The sequence below is a fragment of the Bacteroidota bacterium genome (assembly GCA_016718825.1).
GTDB lineage: Bacteria > Bacteroidota > Bacteroidia > J057 > JADKCL01 > JADKCL01.
In genome coordinates this window covers 1-18,545 of sequence record JADKCL010000005.1, presented here as the reverse complement: position 1 = coordinate 18,545, position 18,545 = coordinate 1, and the positions used below count along the sequence as shown (strand labels likewise).

Below are 18,545 nucleotides of genomic sequence, written 5' to 3'. Positions count from 1 at the left end.
TCCGATCCTGGATTTCCGAATTTTAATGCCTTTGAATGCCCTCCTTACGACATTTCTAAACTTCGAATGCCGGCAACGACAATCACATGGCAAGAAATGCCTAACTTACGGTTTTGGATGCTTGTCAGAAATAGCATGAAACAGCGTTGATGAAAATGAGAAAAACATTATTCCTGATCCTATTGGCCGTAATTGTGCCTGTTTTGTCGTGGAGCCAAGCGGTGCAGCCGCTCAAGTTGCGCAACGGCAATCTCGACCTTCCCGCCAATGCCCCAGCATTTGCGGCAGCGTTCCAGCCCAAAACCGAGCAACTTTTTGCAGGCCGGTACTATCTTGTCGCTCAATTTGATGCGATTCCGACCCAGCCAGCCAAGGAAGCCTTGGAGAAAAGCGGTGTGCGTTTCCTGGAATATCTCCCTGAGAATGCCTACATCCTTTCGCTTCCCAGCCGCTATGACCTTCAAAACTTGGTCGTCGCAGGCGTGCGGAGTTTTATGCTTCCCAATGAACGCATTCAGTTTTCCAGCGCACTCTATCAAGGTGAATACCCTGAATGGGCGCTATTTGGTGACAAAATCGAATTGACGGTGATGCCCTACCGCGACGTGTTGCCGACAATGGTGGCCACCGAGCTTGGCAAATATTTTGAGGTGATGAATGAAAATCAGCACCCGCGTTTCATTCGTCTGCGCGTGGAAACCACACGTCTGTATCATCTGCTGCAATTCCCCTACATTCAATTCATCGAGCCGATTGCCGCGCCTTCGACGCCCGACGACTTCGCGGGCCGCAGCCTTCACCGCTCCAATTGTATCAACACCGACTACGCCGCAGGCCGCCACTATGACGGAACCGGCGTAACCGTGGGCTTGGCCGACGACGGCACCATCGGACCACATATCGACCATCAAGGCCGTGTCACCCAATTCGCAACGACCAACAACGGCACCCACGGCGACATGACGAGCGGCATTTTCTTTGGTGCGGGTAACCGCGAACCCAAGATCCAAGGCCATGCCTCGGGCGCTTATTGCTATTACTGGGACATCAGCGGTTATGTACATATCGTGAGCGCAATCAACCATTATACCAACTACGGAATGGTGCTCACCTCTACGAGCTACAGCCAAGGAACGGGTGGCGTTTACACAGCTGATGCGCAATTCATTGATGATCAAATCAATGACAACCGCCAAATGGAGCATATTTTCTCCGCCGGCAATGCCGGTTCGGCCGACCATGGCTATGGCGCCGGGGCAGGATGGGCCAATATCACAGGTGGCTACAAAGCAGCCAAAAGCGTCATCACCTGCGGCGACATGAACAATATCGGTGTTTTGGAAAGCACAAGTTCACGCGGTCCAGCCGACGACGGCCGTATCAAGCCCGATATCTGCACCAACGGATTTGGTCAACTCTCGACCGACGAAAACAATACGACCCAAACCGGAAGCGGCACCTCGGCTGCTGCACCCAGCGTGGCAGGTTGCGTGACACAATTGTACCACGCCTACAAAAGCCTGAACGGTGGCCAAAATCCGCAATCAGGCTTGATCAAGGCTTGCATCTTGAACACAGGTGAAGAGGTCGGCAATGCCGGACCGGACTACAAACACGGTTGGGGCCGCATGAATGCATTGCGCGCCGTACGAGTCCTCGAAGACAACCGCTATCTCAAAGATTCCGTCTCCCAAGGCGGCACGCGCACGCACAACCTGACCGTGCCCGCAGGCACCATCGAATTGCGCGTCATGGTCTATTGGACCGACTATCCTGGAAATCCATCAGCCAACAAGGCACTTGTCAATGACTTGAACATTCAAGTCACCAACGGCACGACCTACAATCCATGGGTATTGGATGAGACCCCCACGGCAACGGCATTGAACACGCCTGCAACCCGTGGCATCGACGACCTCAACAACATGGAGCAAGTGACAATCGCCAATCCGATTGCGGGTAGCGCGACCGTCACCGTTTCCGGATTTTCGGTGCCACAAGGCCCGCAAAACTATTGGTTGGTCTACGAATTTGTGCAACCCATGGTGGAGGTCACCTATCCGATCGGTGGCGAAGGATTTGTCCCGGGCGAAGCAGAGCGCATCCGCTGGGATGCATTTGGTGCTACGGGCAACTTCACCTTGGAATACACCACCAACAATGGTACCAACTGGACGTTGATTTCAAATACGGTGGCAAGCACGGCGCGCACATATACATGGACCGTTCCGACCAATATCACCGGTCTGGCCAAGGTACGTGTGACGGCCGGCGCCTTGACAGACATGAGCGATGCGACTTTCTCGATTGCAAGGCTCCCAACCAATATCAACATCACCTATATCTGCCCGGATTCGATTGGTATCTCTTGGACTGCTGCGGCGGGAGCAACCGGGTATGAAGTGAGCATTTTGGGAACCAAATACATGGATTCGGTCGCGACAAGCTCCACAACAAGTGCAGTCATCCGCAACCAAAATCCGAATGTAGACCATTGGTACAGTGTCCGTTCATTGCAAGGGAATGGCAAAGGCCGCAGGGCGATTGCGATTTTCCGTGCTGGCGGCACGTTCAACTGTACCATTCCGGTGGACATCGCGGCCACACAAATCGTGAGCCCCGGTGCGGGTTCGGTTCCGAGTTGCCAAGCGTCGGCCTCGACGCCTGTCACGGTCAGGATCCAAAACAATGGCACCGGACCTGCGAGCAACATTCCGGTTGGCTATAGCTTCAACGGAGGCCCTGCCTTCACTGAAACTTATGCCGGACCGCTTGCGGCTGGCGCATTCGCCAACCATACCTTTGCTACGACAGTGAATCTCTCGGCAGCAGGCACTTACACCTTGGAGGCTTGGGCCGATCTCTCCGGAGACGGCAACTCCTTCAATGACAGCCTGAGCCAAAGTACCACGATCACCACGGGCGGTGCAACGGTAAACCTGCCCCAAAACCAGAATTTCGAAAGCTTTACCGGGTGCAGCAATGCGACCAACTGCGGGACAACAATCTGCGGTTTGGGCAGCGGATGGATCAACGAAACCAATGGAAGCCAGGATGACATCGACTGGCGCGTCGCCTCGGGTGCAACTGCATCGGCCAATACCGGCCCTGATGTGGACCATACCTTGGGCACAGCGCAAGGCAAATATGTGTACTTGGAGGCCTCGGCTTGTTTCAATTCGACGGCGCAAATGCTTACGCCCTGCATCAACTTGGCGGGTGCAACGGGTCCACAGCTGAGCTTTTGGTACCACATGAACGGTGCCAACATGGGCACGCTACACGTGGATGTACTTTCCAACGGGGCTTGGACGCTGGATGCCATGACGCCGATTACCGGTAACCAAGGCAATCAATGGCGCCAAGGCACCTTGAACTTGGTCGCTTACATCGGCACGGTCATCAACATCCGTTTCCGTGGAACAACGGGATCAGACTTTGCGAGCGACATGGCGCTTGACGATATCGGTATTCTTGAAACAAGTGCCGTTCCGGTTGCAGCTTTTGTGGGTTCGCCAACGACGACCTGCCCTGGATCGACGGTCACGTTCACCGATCAAAGCACCAACAGCCCCAACAGCTGGGCTTGGACCATCACACCGGGCACATTCAGCTATACGGGTGGCACGACTGCCAATTCGCAAAATCCACAGGTGCAATTTTCTGCCCCTGGAACCTACAGTGTGACCTTGCTCGCAACGAACGGCTTTGGCAACAACACGAGCACCCAAAGCAACTACATCACCATCACCAATGGCAGTGTGCCCAACATCGTGGAAGACATCCAAGGCGTCTTCCCTCCCGCGGGCTGGGCCATCGTGAACTCCGGTGGGGCATTTTCATGGGCACAATCGGTGAGTGTGACGGGATCGAATGGAGCGCCGACCTTGGCCGCCTATGTCGAGAACTTCACCTACAACAACCCCAATGCCGAAGACAAATTGGTGACCTTCCCTGTCGATCTGACCGCATTGTCGACAGCATCGATGACGTTTGACGTGGCTTATGCCCGTTTCAACGCGACACTGTTTGACGGTCTGCGCATTGAGGTCAGCACCGACTGCGGCGCCACTTGGCCCAACGTGGTATATGACAAAAGCGACAGTGTTTTGGCTACGACGAGTGACCAAGCAGGAAACTGGTTCCCAAGCCTGCAAACGGATTGGCGCAACGATCAGGTGGACTTGACACCCTATGCCGGACAGGTCATCATGATTCGATTTGTGAACATCAACGGGTATGGCAACAACCTCTTTATCGACAACATCAACATTACCAGCTTGGTAGGTTTGGCAGGCAGCTTGGGGCAACTCGGTCTGCAAGTATGGCCAAATCCTGCGAATGGTTTGTTTAATGTGTCGATCAGCGAATTACCCGTTGCATCCACGCAATTTGAGGTTTGCGATCTTGCCGGCCGCAGCATCTGGAAAACAACCGTGCAAGGCAATGGCGGGGCCTGGCAAGGCGCCATCGACCTGCGCGCACTCGCCCGCGGCGTGTATTACCTGCGTGTGCAAGGTGACAGCTTCCGGGGCGTGAAAAAGCTTGTGATCGAATAAGCTGATTCCACCTGAATTGAAAAAGCCCGCTTGGTCAGTTTCCAAGCGGGCTTTTTTGTTCAAAAATTTTTAGGAATTCAATTGCGGCTTTGGGGGATGTCCCTTCAGCGGCTGTATTATCCATAGAGTTTGCGAATAGATTTAAAGAATTAGGGTAAGCAATTTTTTTGATGGACGAAAATTGGGCCGTGTATGCGGCCCAAGTTTTTTTGTTTAAGTCAGTCGGCTTTGCGAGATTGTGACAAAAGGAGCTTTTTGCTTCCTCCCCTCGGTAATCAGTCACATCGTCCTTCCACCGCCATGAAATTTCGCGTTTCCCTCTTCTTTCTCCTCTTGTCTGTTGGTCAATTCTGCTATTCGCAAATCCCAGGACTAGAGGCCAAGAACTGGTATTTCGGCTACGGGACAGACGGAATCATCTTTGACATCAACAATATCCCCTACAAGGTCAGCAACAAAATGAACAATGTTGGCTTTGAGGGAATCGTGGTGGTCAATGACCCCTTGTCGGGATCCTTGCTGTTTTACTCTGACGGTCAAACGGTGGTGAATTCGAGCCATGCCGTGATGTTCAATGGGACGGGATTGTTTGGGCACTTTTCGGGGGCGCAAACCGTGCAATGTGTGCCGATTCCCAACCAATTGGGGAAATTCTACTTGCTCACAAGTCGTGCCTTTGACTCAGGTGGCGACAACCTGTTTTATTCGATTGTAGATTTTACCGATGGTGCCTATCCACTCGGAAAGGTCACGAACAAAAACACATTGCTCAGCAGCGCCATCTACGGTCAAGCCAACAAAGTGGTCTCCAAACCCAATTCCACTGACTATTGGTGGATTGGGCATGTACTCTACACCAACCAATACCACATCATTTCCATCACAGGCAGCGGGTTTTCCGCGCCCACGGTTTATACGGCGACCGGCTCGAATGGCGGGGATAGCTATACCATGGCGCATTCCCCAATTTCCAATAAGATCGCCGCATCGGGTTTGGGAGCTATGGGACTTGTCATGATGGATTTTGACAACGTGAATGGGGTGCTTTCCAATCCTGTGCAGTTGTTCAATGTGGCTACAGGAGTTGGCAATTTCTCACCCAATGGCTCTAAACTCTACTTCATCATGGACGCAGGCGGATACAAACTCCACCAATACGACCTTGGCAATGGTGTCACCACCAACATGAACACTTGTTGTTACGCCCACGACACCAAAACAGGACCTGATGGGAAGATGTACCACATACATACCTATTATTCATCAACGCCAATTGCGGTCATCAACAATCCAGACCTCAGTGCCGTGGGCAATGCTTGTGGCTACAACGCCAATGCGGGTATTGCAGGATTGTTTAATGGGCAGGTGCGTCGCTTCCCGGAATTTGTCGTCATGCCCGTTCTCCCTCCCTTGGGGATCGGATTTCAAGATTTTACCGCAACCAAGCAGGCAGGAAACGTCCTGTTGCAATGGACCATCTCTAACAATTGCATTGGCTGCACATTTGAAATTGAACGCGGCAATGGCCGAGGTAATTACGCGGTCATCGGCAAGGTAAGTGGCTCGACCGCCCTTCAAAATTCCTACACTGATGCAAATGCCCACAGTGGCAATTGGTATTACCGTATCAAACTGAGCGATGCTGCTGGAAAATTCGCTTATTCTGAGGTGCGTCAAATTTACAGCTCCGTTGACGGAAAATTAAGCGTCAGCCTATTTCCCAATCCTTGTAACGATGCGTTGAACGTCCTCTGTGGTGATCCGAACACCACCCTCACAAAGATTGAAATCTTGGATATGGCAGGGCGAAGACTTTTTGTAGCGACCCTCCCACAATCCAACTTCAAGATCGACGTGAGCATGTTAGCCAAAGGCAACTATCTTTTGAAGCTACATGTAAACGGGGAGGCGGTCTATGAGAAGTTTGAAAAACAATAGTCAGTGGCCGATTAATTTTTCCCATCAAATTTTGCGGACGTCGTTTTCTCATTCATAAAGACGTCTTTGCCCGACAATGCCTTTGTAAGGGTTTTCCAGATGATTTTCAGGTCCAGCAAGATGCTGCGATTTTGGACGTACCAAACATCCAATTGAAACCGCTCGGTAAAGCTGATGGCGTTGCGGCCATTGACTTGCGCCCAGCCTGTGATACCGGGGCGCACCTCAAAGCGTCGTCTTTGTTCGGTCGAATAGAGGTCGAGGTATTCATGAATCAGTGGCCTTGGACCCACGATGCTCATTTCCCCCTTGAGCACATTCCAGAGCTGCGGCAATTCGTCGAATGAGAATTTTCGGAGAAAGCGGCCAAGAATTGTGAGGCGTTTGCGTTGGTCGTCCTCTTCCCTTTCGCCGGGCAAAATGTCACGCAGGGTACTGAATTTAATGAGCCAAAACGGTTTCCCCCGATAGCCTGTGCGTTGCTGCACAAAAAACACGCGTTGTTGGGTCAGCGCAAGCAAGGGAACAAACACAATGAAAACTCCGCTAAAAATCAGCAGCCCAAAGATTGCAAACAGGATATCTCGAATCCGATAAAACATTCAGCGTCAATGAAAATGCGCGGCTTCCATTTGCAACCAATCCAAGGCATTGGTCCCGAGGAGCTTGGCCTTTTTCTCGGCGGGCCAAGGCATCGATTCGATCAGGCGGCCCGGCTGCCAACCATCCTCCGGAAACCATTCGCCGAGTGGAAAAGGATAATCTGTGCCCAATGCGATCTTGTCTTCGCCCATCAACTGGATGTAATGGTCGAGCATGGCAGGGTCGTGGAGAATGGAATCGATCCAAAACTTGCCCAAGTATTCCCGTGGATTTTTGACGTTGTCGACGGCACAGAGGTCGGGCCTTACGCGCCAACCATGCTCGATGCGGCCGATGGTCGGAAGGAAACTTCCGCCGCCGTGGGCAAAGGCGACGCGTAGATTCGGCAGACGCTCAAAGACGCCGCCAAAGATCATCGAGCTAATGGCCAAGGAGCCTTCGGCGGGCATCCCGACCAGCCATGGCAACCAATATTGGGCCATTTTGGCAGTACCCATCATGTCCCAAGGATGCACAAACACCGCCATGTCCAAATCCTGTGCCGCTGCAAAAACCGGGAACAATTCGGGGGCGTTGAGATTCCATTCGTTGATATGGGAGCCGATTTGAATGCCCTTCAATCCAATGGCTTTGCACCGTTCGAGTTCCTTGACAGCGAGATCAGGCGCCTGCAAAGGCAAAGTTCCCAATCCGACAAAGCGCTTGGGAAAATCCTGACAAATGCCTGCGATATGGTCGTTGAGCAGCATGCTGAGGTCCAAAACGTGTTTGGCCTGTGCCCAATAGCTGAACATGACCGGCACGGTGCTGAGCACTTGCACGTGACAGCCGACTTGGTCGCCCTCGTGCATGCGCACATGAGGATCCCAGCAATTGTGCTCCACCTCCCTGAAAAACTTGTCGTCCATCATCATCCGGGCACAACAAGGCTTGTGGTGATCGAGCCGCACAAAGCCGCCGTACCCGTATTTTTCCTTGAGATCCGGCCACTTTTCGGGGAGAATGTGCGTATGGATGTCGATTTTCAGCGGTGCTTCCATGCGGTGAAGTTAGACAATTTTTAAAGGTGGCAGCACACATCTCCGATCGATTGGCAGCTTGAACCCATACCTCGCGCCCCAATCCGTAGGAAATCGAATGCGAATTCAGTAAGGCCCAAAATGGTACCGGTGTGTCGACCCATTTTTCGATTCAATCTTCCCATTTTTGGAAATTGGGCAGATTTTATCCACCTTTAGCCTGCTCATCCGCTGCACAATCCAATCTGGAAAGTGCATTTTGGCGCTTCAAGTTTAAGATTCTTCTCGCAGGAATTTTCAAAATTGAAGAATGCCTCGGTTTATTGATTTGTAAATCTGTCAGATATGAGAATTAGAACTACACATCTTCTTTTGCTGCATTCAGTTTTGGCTTTGGTCTTTGGCGGTTTGTTGCAGGCACAACCCTGCGCAACGCCCACCAATGTGACAGCAAGTCCCGGCATGGTTTGCGCTGGAGCTTCTTCCAATTTGAACGCCATTTCCGTGGGCAACAACATCAATTGGTATACCGTTCCATCAGGTGGAATTTCGCTCGGCACGGTCGGAAGCGGGGTCAATTTTCCGGTCACGCCGCCCAGCACGACGATCTACTACGCCGAGGCAATTGGCACCGGTGGACCTGGAACACAAACATTTAACTTTACCGGAGGTACGCAGACATTTACTGTGCCGGCCGGCGTAAATTCCATTGTGGTCGACGTGCAAGGTGCCCAAGGGCAAGCCAATGCCTTGAATCAAGCGACCGGCGGACTTGGCGGACGCGTTCAGGCTACCATCTCGGTGACACCGGGAGAGGTATTGCAAATCAATGTCGGTGGTGGCGGCACCGTGGCAACCGTCGGCGGATTCAACGGTGGTGCGGCGGCTGGCGTTGCAGACTGCAACACGGCAAGCGGTGGAGGTGGCGGAGGGAAGTCTGACATTCGCAGGTCGCCTTTTGGCTTTAACGGGACCGATGTACTCGTTGTGGCAGGCGGCGGAGGCGGAGCAGGCGGATCCCGGGTTGCCGCTTGCGGACCCGGAGGCGGAGGCGGCGGTGGCGCAGGCTGGTTTGGCGGCGGAGGTGGAGCAGGTTATGACGGGACCGGTGGAGGCGGCGGCACGCCTTCTGCGGGTGGCGTCGGCGGCGTCTTTGGTTTTACGGGCGGTGGAAACGGCGCCAATGGTACAGCTGGAGCCGGCGGAGTCGGCGGCACTGTCATCGCCAACAATCAAACCGCCTCGCAAACTGGCGTAAATGGCGGTGGAGGCGGCGGCACAACGGGTGCAACAGGCGCAAGTGGGGGCGGCAGCACTTGGCGCGGTGGTGGTGGCGGTGGCGGAAGCAGCTTCGCTGGCCCGGGCACATCCGCAGTCACGCATACACAAGGATTCCGTTCAGGAAATGGTCAAATCATCGTTACATGGACGGGGACAAGTTGTACCGCATCCACTAGAGAGCCGGTCACGGTGACGCTGGACAACATTGCGCCGACGGCAGTTTGCCAGGCTGACACTGTCATCCTCGATTCCACCGGCAATGCTACCCTCCTCGCTTCCGAAATCGACAACGGCAGCGCTGACAATTGCAGTGTAACCACATTGTCGGTTAGCCCTTCAACCTTTACATGCAACAATGCCGGATTGAACAATGTCACTTTGACCGTCACCGACGGCAATGGCAATAGCAGCACATGCACCACGATCGTAACGGTGATGGGTCAACCCATAGCGAGCACGATGGTCGCCGATACAACGACTTGCGGTCACCATGTCAGCTGCCATGGCGGCAACGATGGCGTCGCCCATGCCAACGGCATCGGTGGTTGTAACAACTTCACCTACCTCTGGAGCAATGGCGCAACCACCGGAACCGTGACAAATTTGACCGCGGGAACGCATACGGTGACCGTCACCGACGCCGGCGGCGCGACGTCCGTGCAGACGGTGACCATCACCGAACCGACTGCCCTTCAGGCAACTACCACATCCACCCCGAGCTGCGTATCCGACCCGACAGGCTCGGCAACCGTGAACGCGAATGGTGGCAATGATTGCTTGGCTTATACCTACCTCTGGAACAACGGCGCAACGACGGCAACGGCCTCAGGCTTGAGTGCTGGAACGCATACCGTAACCGTGACCGACGGCGGCGGATGCACAGCAACCCAATCCGTCACGGTTGCGGCCTTGCCAGCACCAAATCCGACGTTCACAGCATCAGGCAATACGCTTACCACTGGTCAAACTTGGGTCACCTACCAATGGCTGCTCAATGGCAGCAACATCAGCGGCGCCAATGCCAACAGCTTCACAGCCACCGCATCCGGCAGCTACTCCTTGATGGTTACCGACTCGAATGGTTGCAGCGGCGTGAGCGATACGACCAACATCACGATCGTCGGAATCGCCAACGCCATGCAGGATTGGACCGGGATTTCGATCTATCCGAATCCTGCCCGCAGCGAATTCAGGTTGCGTACCGAGAGCCCGATTGGCTATGCCATCACCGTGAATATCAAGGACATGTTTGGCCGGAAGCTCTACTCCGAAGGCTTGCCGCAATTGGGCCATGAAGTTGCATTCGACCTCAAGGCTTTTGCAAACGGCACTTACATGGTCGAGGTTTTTTCTGAAATGGGCCAACGCCGTGTGTTCCGCCTCGTGGTGGAATAGGCAACGAATTGAAAAAAACGGAACACCGTTGGATGGGTCTCTTCGGGGACTTGTCCAACGGTGTTTCTTTTCGGAAAATTATTCTGCGATCGTTGCCAAAATTGCCGATTCCCAATCTTTCAATTCCGGAACCTCAATACCACGCACGAGCAAACGATGATGCTCATAAATGGCGATCAATTTGATCCTGTACCTGATTTGCGGTCCTGTATTGTAATCGAGATACCAATATTTGTCTTGCTTGCTCAACCGCATCGCCAATTGGTGAAACGCCCAAATGTTGTTGGGGGTTGAAAGGGCATTGATCTTCACCTGTTCGCCCTTAGGCATTGATTTCAGGATCAAGGCATAAGCGGTATCCAAGAGCCCAAGCAAAAAATCCAATTCGGTCTGTTCATCCAACAAAACTTTAGACCAATGCTGTGTGGCAATTTCGGAGGGGAGAACATTCGGATGTTGTCGGTAAATCTCTTGGATCTGCTCCGAATCATGTTTGAAGTAAAAGGCCGCGCCCATTCTTTTGTTCCAAAACAGGTAACAGAAGCCTTTGAGGTATTTGCTGTTGGTGGATTGGATCCCGATTTTGTAGGCAATGTCATCGGGGTCCCGAAAATGGACGACATCGTTGGCAATGATGACACTCGCGGGCTTTGACAATGCCGCCTGCAGGATTCGGTCAAAAAGCTGTTTTGTTTTCATTGTTGATTTCTATGCGTTCAACCAATCACAATTGGGACGTTTATGCATGACTTTCCGACTCGGCGCCTGCCCTGTGAGCGGGGCGCACCCTTCGGTTTTATCCAAAGGCATTATGGGTAAGAGTAGAAATTTAAGCTCGGATTTCGAATTTCAAGAGTAAAAGGCTGTCTTGACTTCAAACGATTCAAAAATCAAGTCACGAATCGCATTAGATTTTTCCAAGGATTCAAACTGGTAATCGTGGAAACTCATTCGAATCAATTTAGCTCCTTTAAGCATATTTTTCGTAACTATTCGATACTGCGTTAGATCTGACAATCCGTCCCATTCTCCAATCCAAAGTTTTCCCGATTGATAAATCCGTTGATTCAACAACTTAAAGGATTGACCCTCCATCGCTAACAGTTTATCAATTTCGAACTGCATTTGTTCCAATATCCAGGCTTCATTGGTTACAAACTTCTGATTCTGAAAAATGGAAATATACAATCCCTTCGTCTCGTCCATGCTCTGGCATTCGATCACGGAACCTTCGGAATTTTTGTTTAAACGCCAATTACTCGGAACTTTTACCCGAAAAGATTCTGATTCGACCGAATTCACACCTTGCACACCGGCGGCTTTCTGACCTCTTTTCCAAAACGATTCGAGAATTCTAGCTATGAAACTCATTCCTTTTCGTCTTTTTACCTCCCAAAATCCACCAAAACAAACTTCAACCCAGCCGTGAGCAAGACCAAAAATAGAAATCCGACAATCACTTTGTTGTTGAACTTTTTCGTGCCGAGGTAGGAGCCCAAAAATCCGCCGATCACGACGGCTACCAGCCAATAAGCAATGGAAACATCCAATTTTTGCAGCGAAGTGATATGCCCGGCCAAGCCCGACGCGGAATTGCAAAGAATAAACAACGCCGAAATGCCGCTGGCATTTTTGACATTCGTCCAGTTGGTCATGATCAGGATCGGACTCAGGAAAATCCCGCCGCCGACGCCGATCAACCCGGAAAGCAATCCGATCACCGCGCCGAGCAGCAATCCCACCCAAATCGGCATCACCTTGGTCGGCGCATCCTTGTTTTGGATGAACTGCTTGGCCACGAGCATGATCGCGGAAATGATCAAAAAGATCCCTGCAAAAAGCTTGAAATATTCCGGGCCGACCTTCAAATAGCCTCCTAAAAAGGCCATTGGCAACGAGGTCACGATGAAAACGAGGAAAATCCGGCGATCAAAATACCCTGCCCGAATGAACTTCACCGAAGCAATCAAGGCCACCGCGATGTTCAAAATCAAAGAGATCGGTTTGATGGATTCCGTCCCAAACGACAGCAACGACATGATCGCCAGATAACCGGAAGCTCCCGCATGCCCTACCGACGAATACAAGGTGGCAATCGTAAAAAACAGGAAAAACGGCAGCAAAATCTCTTCGAATGCCATTTTCTACGTCATTTTGAAGGGACATTCGCCGGATTGAGCACCAACTGCGCCGTTTCATTCGCGATGCCGATCGTCGCAATCGATCCGCTGTTGAACCGCAGGAAGTCGGCCTCGATGCCGTCGCTGAAGATCACGCCGCTTGTCGGCATGAGCGACTCGATTCTCAGGTGATTTTGCTGCGCAATGATGCCCGCCGTGATACCCGTCTGCGTGCGGATGCTCTTGAACGGCTCCCGAACCGCAAACAGCAATTCGTTGTCTTGCAACTGCGGCTTTTTGGGTTCCAAACCCTTTTCAAACATACCCGCCACGCCGTAGGCCATGTTAAAAATCGAACTCAACCATCCCGTCGAACCGGCTGGAGTCGAGACGATCAATCCGCTGGAGGAATGCTCCTCGGTCGCTTCGTTGAAGGAAATTTTGTACCGTGCCGAGATATGCGTGGAAGCGCCAATGTACAAGTCGTTGAATGCCAACAGGCGCTGCCCGTCGTTGAGTTTGGCCTCCGCAAACCGCATCGTGCGGGATGCATATTGATTGGAGAGGACATTCTCTACGCCATGCGCAAAATTCTGGGTATCAAAGGGCAACAAAACCCCGTCGTAGCGTTGCTTGTCGGGATTTACGGCCACGATGGGAATGCCTTTGGCGTATTTGGCCGTGTTCGCGACCAAACCATCCTGCCCGATCACGACAATCAGATTATTCTCCGAAAACAGGAACGAAGGCATATAAGCCCGTTCCAAAATCTTGTTTTTGATCAACTTGGAAAGCTGCGTTTGCAAGGACTGCAAAGCGGCATGAAAAGTCTGATGCTCCAATTCGTAGTCCGCAAAATTGCCGCCGAGCCGCTCGATGTAAAACTTGGCTTGGGCCTTGGTATTGAAGCGCTCAATCAAGGATTCCAGCCGCGTTTTGTTTTTCACGACGATGGCATACTCGATGCTCATTTTTTCTGGCTCAAAATGGATTCCAGCAGTTCGGGGCTGATGTTCAAGTTGCCGATCTTGTCTGCATTCTCCGCCAAGGTCCTGAACGCGAGGGCAATGTTAAACCTCGGATCGGGGTTGTTGTTGAGCGCGGTCAACGTTTTCCAGTCAATGTCCTTGTAGGGTTTGAGGTTGGCCTCGATGACATAACCCTTGGTGTCGGCTTCGGCACGGTCGTTGGTCGTACGTTGCTCGATGAGGGACTTGCGCTGATTTTCCACGGCGATATCGGCTTCGAGCTGCATTTCGCGGAGTTTCCGCTCATTGTCAGCCTTTTGCACGGCGGTTTCCATGCGTTTTTCGGCGATTTGCTTCTGCTTTTCCTCGACGGCGATTTCCGTGTTCAATTCGGTTTCCTTGATGCGGCGCTCCTGCTCGACGGCGAAGTTGCGGCGCTCGTAGATGGCCTGATCGGCCTCCTGCTGCAACTGTTCGCGGGTTTCGGTTTCGAGTGCGCGGGTCATTTCCGGTGTGGCCTGAATCGCGAGGATGTTGGCGCCGAGGATTTCGATGCCGAGCATGCCAATTGCGGGCGAGGCCTTCAGGCCCTCGAGAATCTTGCCTTCGACGGCCTTGGCCGCGCGGATCGCGTCCTTGAGTTTGATGCTGTGGATATAGGCCGAGGTGGTGGTCTGCGCTTCGTTGATAATGCGCTGATTCAGCTTCTCGATGTCATTTTTCTTGTATTGGCCGGCATCGTTGACAGTAAAGTCGAGCACGTCGGCCAGTGTCTTGGGCGCACTGATTTTGTAGCTGATCTGCCCTTGAATCGTGACCGTCTGATAGTCGTTGGTCGATTCACTAAAGATGAAAGGCAGGTCATTGCTCCCCATCGGAATCGCTGCGATCGAACTGCTGGGCGCGAAGTAGAAAAATGCCAAACCACGACCCTCGCGCTTGATTTTTCCATTTTTGAAATGGAGCACGTAGGTCATGGAGTCAAACTTGATGTGTTGAATTCCGAGCATTGCCATCAGTATAAAGTTTGATCCTAGATTCGTGAATTCTTAGGCCAAAAACAAGGAATAAGATCATCCTCTTTCATCCGGCAACGTCAACTCCAAGGATTTCCGTGCGTTTTTGATATTTGTTGCGGTAATCATTGGGTGAAATGCCAGCCACTTTCTTGAAAACCTCCCGAAATGCTTTGGAGTCTGCGTATCCAACCTCGTACATCAACTCCGAAACCGATTTACGGCCTGATTCGAGTTGTTTTTTCACGGCTTCGATTTTCACCCGTTGAATGTACTCCACCACGGAGTTGGTCGTCGCCTTCTTGAATCTCCTTTCAAACGTGCGCCGCCCAATGCCCACAAGGTCAGCAAGGTCTTCCACACGAATTCGATCCTGATAATGCGTCTCGATAAACTCTTGCGCCGATTTCACCTGCGGATCGCCATGATCCTTTTGACCCGTAAAAATCACAAAGGCTGATTGTCCATTGCGGTCAATGTCCAAGGCAAAAAACTTGGCCGCAAGCACCGCCATCTCGCGGTCCACGTACTTTTCGACGAGGTAAAGCAGCAAATTCCAGTACGAATTCGCTCCGCCGCTGGTATAAATGCCGTTTTGCTCCGTGATGATCTTGTCGTCCATCAAAACTGCATCTGGAAACATCGTGCGAAATTGTTGTGCAAACATCCAATGTGTCGAGCAGTATTTTCCAGCCAACAATCCCGTGGAACCGAGCAAAAATGCACCAATGCAGAGGCTCGCAACTTCGGCGCCGCGTGCATGCTGCGCAATGATCCACGGTACAAAAGCTTGATTCTGCTCCAAGGATACGATCAAATCCCCACTCAACGCTGGGACAATGATGACATCCGCATCATTCGCCTCTGCCAACTGCCAATCCGGGAAAATGGTGACAAGCCCATCCATCAATCGCACTTCCTTGTTCAGGCCGACCAATTTAAGGTCAAAAAGAGGTTCGCGTCCTTGGTTCACAAGAAACTGATTGACGGCCGTAAACATCTGTCTCGGGCCTGAAACGGTTGCCAAAACACAGCCTTCGGGAACCAAAATTGCAAGTACTTTCATCCCGTGAAATTACAAATGAGAATGTCGCAATCAACCCGCAAGTATGTCGTAATCGCATTTCTGCCTCCCCACATCGGGTGCTACATTTGTTGGGTACTCCCACTAAAATCAAAAATATGATCACGATTAATCCCTATCTCCATTTTGACGGCAATTGCCTTGAGGCGTTCACCTTCTATCAAAAAGCATTTGGCGGCGAATTTCATATGCTGTCACGGTACAAGGACATGCCTGGCGCAGATCCAAATGCACTAGGTGGCGATCGGATTTTGCATGTTGCCATTCCGATCAGCGAGAACCTTCATTTGCAAGGCAGCGACTTTCCAGAAGTAATGGAAGGTAAGCCCATTATCGGAAACAATTTCTCGGTCGTGATCAATACCACGACGGAGGAAGAATCCATTCGGCTTTTTGAAATGCTCTCCGAAGGTGGCAATATCATCATGCCGCTTGGGCCCACGTTTTGGGCACCCCTCTTTGGAATGTGCGACGACAAATTTGGCATCGGCTGGATGATTAGCCAAAATCCGTCGGCCTAAGTAACCCTTCAAAATCAGAATAAGCGCATGACCAAGTTCAAAGCTTTGCTTTTGAGCTTGGTATAAGGCGCGAATGCCAGCAACGTAAACGGTACCAAGGTATTTTGCCGCATGACGGGTTTCTCGTTGGTGAAGGCGAGAAATCCGGCATGGCCGTGGGCTTTGCCGATTCCGCTCCAATTCACGCCTCCAAAAGGCATTTCGGTATTGCCGAAGGCGACGGTGGTTTCATTGACCATCAAACTCCCCGAACTCGTGCTGCCCATGATGCGCTCGATGTTGCGATTGGAGCGCGAGAAAATGTACAATGCAAGCGGCTTTTCAATCTTGCGGATGATCCCAAGGGCTTCATCCAAAGTTTTGTATTTCAGAAACGGCAAAATCGGCCCAAACAACTCCTGCTCAAGGATCGGATTGCCGAGTTCGACATCGGTGAGAAACGTCGGATCAAGATAGCTTGTGGCGGTGTCGCCTTTTCCGCCAATCAAAACCTTTGCGCCTGCAGCGACCGCCGTGCCTACGAGCTCCTGCAAGCGCGCCTGATGGCGTGGCGTGATCAGACGGCTGTAATACGGGCTGTCTTGCATGTGCGTGGCAGCTTCGCCGTAGGTTTTGTTGTAGGTGGATTTGATCTGCTTCAGAAGCTGATCATAAATCTTTTCATGCACCAAGACATAGTTGGGCGACATACAGCTTTGTCCGGCATTGACGAGCTTGCCCCAAACAAGTTTGCGGGCGGTGTCGCTGATATTTGCCGTTTCGTCCACGATGACCGGGTTCCGGCCACCTAATTCGAGGGTCACGGAGGTGAGGTTCTCGGCTGCGGCATGCATCACTTTCTTGCCGACTTCAGGGCTGCCCGTGAAGAAAATATGGTCGAAGGGCATCGCCGTGAGTGCCGTTGCCAGCGTATGGTCGCCATGAAATACGGCGACTTCATCCTCGGGAAACAAATCCGTGACCATTTTTTCGATCAAGGTGCTTGTAGCTGGGGCAAATTCGCTGGGCTTGACCATGGCGGTGCATCCTGCAGCGATGGCCGAGACGAGTGGCCCGATGGTGAGCATGTAAGGGAAGTTCCAGGGGGCAAGGATCAGCGAGACACCTTTGGGTTCATACATTACCTCGGAACGCGAACCGATAAATGCCATCGGAGTCGGTAGCCTGCGGGGCCGCATCCAATCATGGAGATTGGCAATGGCATCCTTGATTTCGGCCATGACCGGCAAGACCTCCATGAGGTCGGCTTCGTGCGCGGGCTTGTGCAAATCCTGAAACAGCGCAGCCTGAATATCCTTCTGATGGGCAAGCACCCATTTTTTCATTTTCCGCAGCTTGGCAACGCGTTGGGTGGCCGTGCTGCCTTTCAGCTTTTCCCAAAAATAGGCCTGTTGGCGGCCAAAAACTTCCTCGTGGCGATTCATGCCTCAATTTAGGGAATTTTCGCGGGATGGAAACTGGAATCCGATTGTCCTTTCGTTCAGGAGAATCGCATTCTGTCGCACGACATCGTCAGTCTTCTTGCGGCCACAAAATGCAATTGCCCCCGGACTCCGAAGGCAATCACAAAAGAAGTTATGACAATAATGACAAACAAAATTCTACTGAAAGCATTCACCTCCTTGATCGGCAAACACGAACAAATAACACCCCTTCGCACGATTTGTTTCAGATTCCTTGCGTATTTTCGACGAACTGAACCCTTGAACAAGGATTGAAATTTGTATGCCAAGACTTTACCACGACCCAAAATTTGACGGCACTTGGACGATTTCCAAGGCAGAAAACCATCTTGGGCAGGCCTACACAGGTACCATGCGCATCTCCGCACTCCCGCGCGGCGGCCATGGCATCGAATGGCAGACCTCCGCAGGTGAATATGAAGGCATTGCACTAGCGATCGAGGGGCAGCTTTACGTCGCCTTTGGCGCAACGACCTCCGAAGTCGGCTATGGATTGGCTGTGTACTCCGAATTGAATGGCGGCATCGAAGCGATTTTCACCGGCTATGGATTGGAAGGCGCAATCGGTCGCGAAACCG

General features: G+C 52.0%; 14 protein-coding genes. 5 read left to right on the top strand and 9 right to left on the bottom strand.

Annotation, left to right across the window (positions count from 1 at the left end):
* Window positions 1-155: 155 nt before the first annotated feature.
* Together IPN95_06630 and IPN95_06625 are read left to right on the top strand one after the other, a co-directional pair.
* A complete protein-coding gene (locus IPN95_06630) occupies window positions 156-4,559 on the top strand; it encodes a S8 family serine peptidase (protein MBK9449077.1) in 4,404 nt (1,467 codons plus the stop codon).
* Window positions 4,560-4,859: 300 nt separating this feature from the next.
* A complete protein-coding gene (locus IPN95_06625; protein MBK9449076.1) occupies window positions 4,860-6,497 on the top strand; it encodes a T9SS type A sorting domain-containing protein in 1,638 nt (545 codons plus the stop codon).
* A gap of 11 nt (window positions 6,498-6,508) precedes the next feature.
* On the opposite strand, the gene IPN95_06620 is transcribed toward IPN95_06625, so the two are convergent.
* Window positions 6,509-7,099 carry a sugar transferase gene (locus IPN95_06620; GenBank protein ID MBK9449075.1) on the bottom strand — a complete coding sequence of 197 codons (591 nt, stop codon included), beginning with the start codon at window positions 7,097-7,099 and terminating at the stop codon, window positions 6,509-6,511.
* A gap of 6 nt (window positions 7,100-7,105) precedes the next feature.
* Complete coding sequence (locus IPN95_06615; GenBank protein MBK9449074.1) at window positions 7,106-8,128, bottom strand: amidohydrolase; 1,023 nt, start codon at window positions 8,126-8,128, stop codon at window positions 7,106-7,108.
* Between the two features lie 1,707 nt (window positions 8,129-9,835).
* On the opposite strand from IPN95_06615, the gene IPN95_06610 reads away from it, so the two are divergent.
* A complete protein-coding gene (locus IPN95_06610) occupies window positions 9,836-10,795 on the top strand; it encodes a T9SS type A sorting domain-containing protein (GenBank protein ID MBK9449073.1) in 960 nt (319 codons plus the stop codon).
* A 78-nt stretch (window positions 10,796-10,873) separates the two neighbouring features.
* On the opposite strand, the gene IPN95_06605 is transcribed toward IPN95_06610, so the two are convergent.
* The 6 genes from IPN95_06605 to IPN95_06580 form a co-directional block, all read right to left on the bottom strand.
* Window positions 10,874-11,494 carry a hypothetical protein gene (locus IPN95_06605; GenBank protein MBK9449072.1) on the bottom strand — a complete coding sequence of 207 codons (621 nt, stop codon included), beginning with the start codon at window positions 11,492-11,494 and terminating at the stop codon, window positions 10,874-10,876.
* 150 nt (window positions 11,495-11,644) lie between these two features.
* Window positions 11,645-12,166 (bottom strand): hypothetical protein, encoded by a 522-nt coding sequence (locus IPN95_06600; protein ID MBK9449071.1) that lies wholly within the window; start codon window positions 12,164-12,166, stop codon window positions 11,645-11,647.
* A 14-nt stretch (window positions 12,167-12,180) separates the two neighbouring features.
* Window positions 12,181-12,936 carry a sulfite exporter TauE/SafE family protein gene (locus IPN95_06595; protein MBK9449070.1) on the bottom strand — a complete coding sequence of 252 codons (756 nt, stop codon included), beginning with the start codon at window positions 12,934-12,936 and terminating at the stop codon, window positions 12,181-12,183.
* Window positions 12,937-12,944: 8 nt separating this feature from the next.
* Entirely contained in the window at window positions 12,945-13,886 is a 942-nt protein-coding gene (locus IPN95_06590; GenBank protein ID MBK9449069.1) for an NAD(+)/NADH kinase, read from the bottom strand.
* Window positions 13,883-14,893, bottom strand: a complete 1,011-nt coding sequence (locus IPN95_06585; protein ID MBK9449068.1) for a membrane protease subunit, stomatin/prohibitin — start codon at window positions 14,891-14,893, stop codon at window positions 13,883-13,885. The genes IPN95_06590 and IPN95_06585 overlap by 4 nt, the downstream gene beginning before the upstream one ends.
* Window positions 14,894-14,966: 73 nt before the next feature.
* Window positions 14,967-15,965, bottom strand: coding sequence for a helix-turn-helix domain-containing protein (locus IPN95_06580; protein ID MBK9449067.1), 999 nt, complete (start codon window positions 15,963-15,965; stop codon window positions 14,967-14,969).
* A gap of 116 nt (window positions 15,966-16,081) precedes the next feature.
* Between IPN95_06580 and IPN95_06575 the strand changes: the two genes are divergently transcribed.
* Window positions 16,082-16,504, top strand: coding sequence for a VOC family protein (locus IPN95_06575; protein MBK9449066.1), 423 nt, complete (start codon window positions 16,082-16,084; stop codon window positions 16,502-16,504).
* Window positions 16,505-16,518: 14 nt separating this feature from the next.
* Here IPN95_06575 and IPN95_06570 read toward each other — a convergent pair whose 3' ends face one another.
* Window positions 16,519-17,928, bottom strand: coding sequence for an aldehyde dehydrogenase family protein (locus IPN95_06570; GenBank protein MBK9449065.1), 1,410 nt, complete (start codon window positions 17,926-17,928; stop codon window positions 16,519-16,521).
* A 301-nt stretch (window positions 17,929-18,229) separates the two neighbouring features.
* Here IPN95_06570 and IPN95_06565 point away from each other — a divergent pair.
* Window positions 18,230-18,545 (top strand): hypothetical protein (locus tag IPN95_06565; GenBank protein ID MBK9449064.1); only part of this gene is annotated, 316 nt, incomplete at its 3' end.

Excerpts from the sequence above, each read along its gene's own strand:
- IPN95_06620 (MBK9449075.1), bottom strand. The coding sequence starts at position 7,099 with ATGTTTTATCGGATTCGAGATATCCTGTTTGCAATCTTTGGGCTGCTG.
- IPN95_06605 (MBK9449072.1), bottom strand. The coding sequence starts at position 11,494 with ATGAAAACAAAACAGCTTTTTGACCGAATCCTGCAGGCGGCATTGTCA.
- IPN95_06580 (MBK9449067.1), bottom strand. The coding sequence starts at position 15,965 with ATGAAAGTACTTGCAATTTTGGTTCCCGAAGGCTGTGTTTTGGCAACC.
- IPN95_06595 (MBK9449070.1), bottom strand. The coding sequence starts at position 12,936 with ATGGCATTCGAAGAGATTTTGCTGCCGTTTTTCCTGTTTTTTACGATT.
- IPN95_06610 (MBK9449073.1), top strand. The coding sequence starts at position 9,836 with ATGGGTCAACCCATAGCGAGCACGATGGTCGCCGATACAACGACTTGC.
- IPN95_06570 (MBK9449065.1), bottom strand. The coding sequence starts at position 17,928 with ATGAATCGCCACGAGGAAGTTTTTGGCCGCCAACAGGCCTATTTTTGG.
- IPN95_06575 (MBK9449066.1), top strand. The coding sequence starts at position 16,082 with ATGATCACGATTAATCCCTATCTCCATTTTGACGGCAATTGCCTTGAG.
- IPN95_06585 (MBK9449068.1), bottom strand. The coding sequence starts at position 14,893 with ATGCTCGGAATTCAACACATCAAGTTTGACTCCATGACCTACGTGCTC.
- IPN95_06600 (MBK9449071.1), bottom strand. The coding sequence starts at position 12,166 with ATGAGTTTCATAGCTAGAATTCTCGAATCGTTTTGGAAAAGAGGTCAG.
- IPN95_06630 (MBK9449077.1), top strand. The coding sequence starts at position 156 with ATGAGAAAAACATTATTCCTGATCCTATTGGCCGTAATTGTGCCTGTT.
- IPN95_06590 (MBK9449069.1), bottom strand. The coding sequence starts at position 13,886 with ATGAGCATCGAGTATGCCATCGTCGTGAAAAACAAAACGCGGCTGGAA.
- IPN95_06625 (MBK9449076.1), top strand. The coding sequence starts at position 4,860 with ATGAAATTTCGCGTTTCCCTCTTCTTTCTCCTCTTGTCTGTTGGTCAA.